This window comes from Chitinophaga sp. (assembly GCF_035564935.1).
In the GTDB taxonomy this organism is placed as follows: Bacteria; Bacteroidota; Bacteroidia; order Chitinophagales; family Chitinophagaceae; genus Chitinophaga.
Window position 1 is genome coordinate 1 of record NZ_DATMTE010000598.1, and the last position, 7,428, is coordinate 7,428.

5 protein-coding genes are annotated in these 7,428 nt (G+C 51.2%); all 5 read left to right on the forward strand.

Annotated elements, in window-relative coordinates; all coding sequences use genetic code 11:
* The coding region (locus tag VN105_RS15145; protein ID WP_325642330.1) for a RagB/SusD family nutrient uptake outer membrane protein at nt 1–509 on the forward strand (509 nt) is incomplete at its 5' end.
* Between the two features lie 33 nt (nt 510–542).
* Nucleotides 543–2,159, forward strand: a complete 1,617-nt coding sequence (locus tag VN105_RS15150) for a polysaccharide lyase (protein WP_325642332.1) — start codon at nt 543–545, stop codon at nt 2,157–2,159.
* A gap of 29 nt (nt 2,160–2,188) precedes the next feature.
* Complete coding sequence (locus VN105_RS15155; RefSeq protein ID WP_325642334.1) at nt 2,189–2,878, forward strand: DUF3826 domain-containing protein; 690 nt, start codon at nt 2,189–2,191, stop codon at nt 2,876–2,878.
* A 29-nt stretch (nt 2,879–2,907) separates the two neighbouring features.
* Nucleotides 2,908–6,024, forward strand: coding sequence for a DUF6298 domain-containing protein (locus VN105_RS15160; protein WP_325642336.1), 3,117 nt, complete (start codon nt 2,908–2,910; stop codon nt 6,022–6,024).
* 9 nt (nt 6,025–6,033) lie between these two features.
* Nucleotides 6,034–7,428, forward strand: a 1,395-nt coding sequence (locus VN105_RS15165) for a glycoside hydrolase family 140 protein (RefSeq protein ID WP_325642338.1), incomplete at its 3' end; no start/stop codon positions are given.

The window sequence follows — 7,428 nt, forward strand, 5'->3', positions numbered from 1 at the left end:
TTGCCGCCGTGCTCAACGAGCGTAAAATAGAACTGGCATACGAAGGAAAACGTTTCTGGGACCTGAGACGCTGGTTGCTTTTTAATAATGATAACGGCACCTGTACCCGTTTGGGAGTACAACCATTAACAGGCACCCGCAGAACGGGCCTTTTTATTTATGTAAAAAATAATGACGGTTCAAAATATACCGGCGCAAATAACCAGGACCCGCTTTATACACCACAACACGGTGGCAGCGGCGCAGTGATCGCAGAGCGTGAACCAGCCGCTTTCCCGCCGGGCATCACCGACCAGGAGCAGTATGTCGATTACCTGTATGATCATTATTTTGAAGTGATAGAGAAAGATGACCTGGACCCAACTAAGAACAACTGGAAGTTTGTGTGGTATAATCAGTATTATTTTTTCGGTTTAAGTCAGTCGATCCTTAATAATGCACCGTACCTGGAGCAAACAAAAGACTGGGATGGCTTCACCGGCCCGGGTGCTTTTGACCCGCTTAAATAAACGTAAATCAGCTTAAATAACAACCATAACACAATGAAGAACAGGAAAGCATTTTTACTGGCAGTATTAGGAATGTGTGCAGCTGCACAGGCGGTAAAAGCCCAGTACCCTACTATTCCAAAACGTATCCAGGATTCCAGTGAAGCCGCATTGAAAGAAGCACAGCGGCTCTCTGATGAGGCATGGGCAAAAGCATTACCCATTATTCAGCAGGATGCTGTTCATGGCAAACCGTACATTCCATGGGCTACGCGTCCTTACGATCTGCCGCAGGCCGATATCCCGGCCTTTCCCGGCGCGATGGGCGGCGGCGCCTATTCGTTTGGAGGCAGGGGAGGAAAAGTATATGTGGTAACCAGCCTGGAAGACCGTGGTCCCGGTACCTTGCGTGATGCTTGTGAACAAGGCGGGGCACGCATTGTAGTGTTTAATGTGGCGGGCATTATCCGGCTGAAAAGTCCGCTTATTATCCGGGCGCCCTATATCACCATTGCAGGTCAAACCGCACCCGGCGACGGCGTTTGCGTAGCGGGCGAATCTGTTTGGATCAACACACATGACGTAGTATTACGCTACATGCGCTTCCGCCGCGGCGAAACTTATGTGGGCCGCAGAGATGATGCCCTCGGTGGTAACCCCGTTGGAAATATCATCATAGATCACTGCTCTACCAGCTGGGGCCTGGATGAAAACATTTCTATCTACCGGCATATGTATAACGCAGGCGATGGCTCGCAGGATCAAAAACTGGCAACGGTAAATGTAACCATACAGAACACTATTTCCGCTGAAGCACTGGACACCTATAACCATTCCTTCGGCAGCACATTGGGCGGCGAAAATGCCACCTTTATGCGCAATCTCTGGGCATGTAACACCGGACGTAATCCATCTATCGGCTGGAATGGCGTGTTTAACTTTGTAAACAATGTAGTGTTCAACTGGCGCCATCGTTCCGCCGATGGGTCAGACTACCGGGGCATGTTCAATATGATCAACAACTACTATAAACCGGGTCCTATAACGCCAAAAAATGAACCGGTAGGCCATCGTATCCTGAAGCCGGAATCCGGCCGCAGTAAGCTCGGTTATCATGTGTACGGAAGGGCATACGTAAACGGCAATATCATGGAAGGCTATGATAAGGTAACAAAAGATAACTGGGACGGCGGTGTACAGGTGGAAGAAGCATCCAACGCAGGACCCTACCGGGATAGCATGCGCGTTACCAGGCCTTTCCCCATGCCTTCCTTTCCTGTGATGTCGGCAAAGGAGGCGTTCGATTATGTATTGAAAAATGCAGGCGCTACGTTGCCGAAACGTGATGCAGTAGATACCCGCATCGTAGAACAGGTGCGTACCGGCAAGATACAGTACAAAGACAATTCCGCCACAAATGTAGGCAGCGAATTTCTTAAACGCCGCCTCAGCAGTGAATCCTATAAAGACGGTATCATCTCCGATATCAGCCAGGTAGGCGGATACCCGGTGTATAAAGGCACTCCTTATAAAGACAGCGATGGAGATGGGATGCCGGATGATTGGGAAAAGAAGCATGGGTTAAATCCAAATGATCCGGCAGATGCGTCAAAGCTCGCCAGCAACGGGAATGGGTACACGAATATTGAGCAATTCCTGAATCATTCGTAATTATAAATGCTTATTAATAACTTGGAATTATGACCAGGAATCTGATAAAATTTATGAAGAAGGGTGGTATACTGTTGACCGGCGTTTTCCTTTGGTGTAATACCTCACTGTTCGCCTTGCAGGCCGGTAGCCGTGAAGACAGTGCCTACATCCGCGTGGCTAATCAACGCGCAGATAAAATTGTGGCTACATTAGGTGTTGCACAGGCAGACAGTGCCCTGCTGGTAAGAGATGTGATAGCCGGGCAATACCGCCACTTAAATGAAATACAGGCGCAACGGGACCAGGACATAAAATCCGCCAGGGAGAAATTTGGGGATGATAAACCGGCGCTGGCAAAGCATCTGAAAGAAATAGAAGATGCAAATAGTCAAACGGTGGAACAACTGCACACCGCATATTTATCAAAGCTGTCGGCCTACCTGAACCCTCAGCAGGTAAACCAGGTAAAGGATGGTATGACCTATGGCGTGTTGCCGCTCACTTATCGCGTGTATAATGATATGTTGCCCAACCTCACCACTGAACAGAAGGCACAGATCATGGCATGGCTGGTGGAAGCCCGTGAGCGCGCCATGGATGCCGGATCATCAGAAAAGAAACATCAATGGTTCGGTAAATATAAAGGCAGGATCAACAATTATCTTTCATCCGCAGGTATCAACATGAAGCAGGCGGAAGAAGAATGGAAAAAAAGAAAAGCCGCAACCGCAAATTAGCAGTCGGCTTCCCGGATTAAAAAGACGCAATGAAGAAAAGCCTGATCATCAGTTTTTGTTTAATAGCAACAGGCGCTGTATCGCATGTTACAGCGCAAAAGAAACCCAAACCGGTATCGCCGGTGGCACTGAACGCCACCGGCAAACTGGTGTATACACCAGACCCGCTGGGTAATCGTATACCGGATTTTTCCTATTCCGGTTATATGGCTGGAGGGCAGCCGGTGCCGGATGTACCGGTTCGTATAGTGGTACCTGTTATAAAGGGCGATGCTACTCCGGCTATACAGGAAGCCCTGGATTACGTGGCGGCATTGCCTGCGGATCAACAGGGCATCCGCGGGGCAGTGCAATTAGCGCAAGGCAATTACCACCTGGAAGGCGGTCTGCTGATCCGTTCATCCGGCGTAGTGCTGAGAGGGAGTGGCATGGGCACTGATGGTACCGTACTCACAGGGGAGGGCCACAACCGGCAAACGCTGATCCGTATCGCCGGGCAAGCGGACCGTACAACAGGCCCTGCTGTTAAAATTACAGATGCCTATGTACCGGTCAACGCACGCACCGTTCATATAGCAGATACGAAGGGATTCAAAGCAGGCGATAAAGTGATGGTGCAACGCCCTTCTACACGGGAATGGATACACGAAATTGGGATGGAGCACCAGGGAGGAGGCATTACCACGCTGGGATGGAAACCTGGTGAGCGCAACATTACATGGGACAGAACCATAACAGCGGTAAACGGCACCGCCATTACGTTGGATGCACCGCTTACCACTGCGTTGGATACCGCCTTTGGCGGCGGTACCCTGGCCGGATACAATTGGCCGGGGCGTATCAGTCAGACCGGTGTGGAACACCTGCGTTGCCGTTCCGTATACGACACCCTGAACCCGAAAGATGAAGCGCATCGCTGGATGGCTATCACCCTGGAAAATGTATGCGATGCATGGGTACGCCAGGTAACGTTTGAACATTTTGCCGGCTCTGCTGTGGCTGTGCTGGAAACAGGTATGCGCATCACTGTGGAAGACTGTAAATCGCTGGCGCCCGTATCGGAAATCGGTGGGCAACGCCGTTATACTTTTTTTACCGCCGGGCAGCAAACGCTTTTCCAGCGTAACTATGCGGAAAACGGGTATCATGATTTCGCCGTCGGTTTTTGCGCACCCGGACCTAACGCATTTGTACAATGTGAAGCGCATCTGCCTTTGAGTTTCAGTGGCCCCATTGACAGCTGGACCTCCGGTGTGTTGTTTGATATTGTGAATGTAGACGGGCAGGCCATCCGTTTCGGTAACCTCGGGCAGGATGCCCAGGGCGCCGGCTGGAGCGCTGCCAACAGCGTGTTATGGCAATGCAGCGCCGCACGGATCGACTGCTACCGCCCGCCAACTGCCAATAACTGGGCCTTTGGCTCCTGGGCGCAGTTTGCCGGTAACGGCTACTGGGAATCTTCCAATGAACATATCAATCCCAGAAGTTTATACTATGCACAATTAGCAGCGCGTATAGGCGATAACGTATTAAAACGGGCGCAGCTGCTGCCGGTGGAATCCGAAGCCTCCAGCAGTCCCGCGGCAGAGCAGGCTGCAGCGCTAACGGCCGGGTCGGTACAACCCGCGCTTACCTTACAGGAATGGATAGATCAGGCTGCACAACGGAATCCCATCCCGGTAAAAACTGCCGGGGTTAAAATGTTTAACGGCGCCGGTTATACGAAACAAGTGACGGGCGCCATTGCATCACCTATGCGTGTGAGCAATGGCTGGCTGCTGCGCGGCAATACCGTATTAACCGGCCGGCATTATGAAGTGCCCTGGTGGCGCGGTAATGTAAGGCCCGATGGCGTCGGGGAAGCTATGCCTGCCATCACCCGGTTTGTTCCGGGCCGTATTGGTAAAGGGCTGACTGATGACCTGGAGGAAGTGGCATCATGGATGACGGACGAACACATTGTTTCGCTGGAACATAACTATGGCCTTTGGTACGATCGCCGCCGCGATGATCATGAGCGCATCCGCCGTATGGACGGGGAAGTATGGCCGCCTTTCTATGAACTTCCTTTTGCACGCAGCGGGCAGGGAACCGCCTGGGATGGCCTTAGCCGCTATGATCTCACCAGCTACAACGACTGGTACTGGATGCGTCTTAAACAATTTGCCGACCTGGCAGATGAAAAGGGACTGGTGCTTATTCACCAGGATTATTTCCAGCATAATATTATTGAAGCCGGCGCACATTGGGCCGATTTCCCCTGGCGCTCCGCCAATAACATCAATCATACAGGGTTCCCTGAGCCTCCGCCTTACGCAGGAGACAAGCGCATTTTTATGGCAGCGCAGTTCTATGATATTACAGACCCGGTGCGAAGAAAACTGCATACCGCCTATATCCGCAAATGCCTCAGCAATTTCGCCGGCAACAATGGCGTGATCCAGTATATAGGCGCTGAGTTTACCGGCCCTGTATCTTTTGTTGAATTTTGGATAGATACCATCCTGGAATGGGAAAAAGAAACCGGTAAGAAGGCGCTTATTGGTCTTAGTACCACCAGGGATGTACAGGATGCCATACTCGCAGATCCGGTACGCTCCGGGGCTATAACGGTGATAGATATACGCCAGTGGCATTACCAGGCGGATGGCAGTTTGTACGCCCCGAAAGGCGGGCAGAGTCTTGCTCCACGGCAGCATGCCCGCCTGCTGAAACCAAAGAAGAGCAGCTTTGAACAGGTATACAGGGCGGTGCGTGAATACCGCCGTCAGTATCCCGGAAAAGCAGTGACATATGCCGGCAATGCTTATGATGAATTTTCCTGGGCAGCTTTCATGGCCGGTGGTTCTCTCGCAGGTATTCCCACAATCGCCGCTGATGGTTTCCTGGAAGCTGCAGCTACGATGCAACCGGTAGAATTACCTGGCATCCCCAAAGGACAATGGATACTGGGTAACGGCCATGGCTATATTATTTATGCCACCGGGGCGGTGCAGTTCGACCCGGGCAAAGGCACATGGCATATTTACCGGATCAACCCGGAAAACGGGCATCTGCTTAAAAAAGAAATCATCAAAGGAGGTAAGCCCTTTAGCCTCGCCAGCCCGCAGAAAGGGCCGGTAGTGATTTGGGTAAGTAATAAATAAACTGGATGCATGCAAAAGATCTATATAATATTTCTTATCACGCTATTGGCTGTTACTAATGCGGTGCCCGCACAAACAGGACGTATCACCAAACTGGGCATTTCCTCCAATGGCAGGTATTTTACCACCGGCGGTAATGCGCCCTTCTTCTGGCTGGGCGATACCGGCTGGCTGTTGTTTAATAAATTAAACAGGGAAGATGCGGAGAAGTACCTGGAAGACCGCTGTAGCAAAGGATTCAATGTGATACAGGTAATGGTAATACACAGCCTTGAGCAGGTGAACGCTTACGGGGACTCTGCCCTGGTGAATAAGAATGTGGCTACTCCTCATGTCACTACGGGCAACTCATTTGCCGATGCCACACAATATGATTTCTGGGACCATGTGGACTATATCATAGATAAAGCAGCAGAAAAAGGTTTGTACATGGCACTGGTGCCCGTATGGGGCTCCAATGTAAAAGCCGGCGGGGTGAGTGAACAACAGGCACGTATATACGCTGATTGGCTGGCCGCCAGGTATAAGCACAAACCCAACATCATCTGGATGAATGGCGGCGATATTAAAGGCAGCGATGGTACGGGGATATGGAATGTTATCGGCGCCACCCTGCATGAAAAGGATCCCGGCCACCTGCTTACATTTCATCCCCGTGGCCGTACGCAGTCGTCCCAATGGTTCCACCAGGCTTCCTGGCTGCAGTTCAATATGATGCAGTCCGGCCACCGCCGCTACGACCAGGACACCAGCGCCGGTGAACTGCATTACGGAGAAGACAACTGGAAATATGTGGAAGCCGATTACCGGCAAACGCCCGTTAAACCTACACTTGACGGGGAGCCATCATATGAAGGGATTCCACAGGGACTGCACGATTCCCTGGAAACCCGGTGGAGCGATAAAGACGTGCGGCGCTATGGTTACTGGTCGGTGTTTGCTGGCGCTGCAGGTTATACCTACGGTAACAATGCCGTGATGCAAATGCATGCCGCTGCAGATAAAAAAGGCAGCTATGGTGTAACGGATGTTTGGTCAGATGCCATCAATGCACCCGGCGCACAACAAATGATATACCTGAAAAACCTGTTGTTATCACGGCCCTACTTTGAACGCATACCTGATCAATCGCTTATTGCAGGTGAGCCAGGCGATAAATACAACCGCCTGCTGGCCACCCGCGGAAAACAATATGCTTTTATTTATACTTACAATGGGCGCAATTTCCAGGTGAACATGGGCAAAATTGCCGGAGATACCGTGAAGGCTTCCTGGTATGATCCCCGCAATGGTCATGTAATACCGATTGGTAAATTTCCTAACAAGGGAATAGCCGCCTTTGACCCGCCAGGCACACAACAGGATGGGAACGACTGGGTACTGGTACTGGACACTTATGTGCCC

Coding starts and splice junctions, on each gene's coding strand:
- VN105_RS15150 (WP_325642332.1), top strand. CDS start 543: ATGAAGAACAGGAAAGCATTTTTACTGGCAGTATTAGGAATGTGTGCA.
- VN105_RS15155 (WP_325642334.1), top strand. CDS start 2,189: ATGACCAGGAATCTGATAAAATTTATGAAGAAGGGTGGTATACTGTTG.
- VN105_RS15160 (WP_325642336.1), top strand. CDS start 2,908: ATGAAGAAAAGCCTGATCATCAGTTTTTGTTTAATAGCAACAGGCGCT.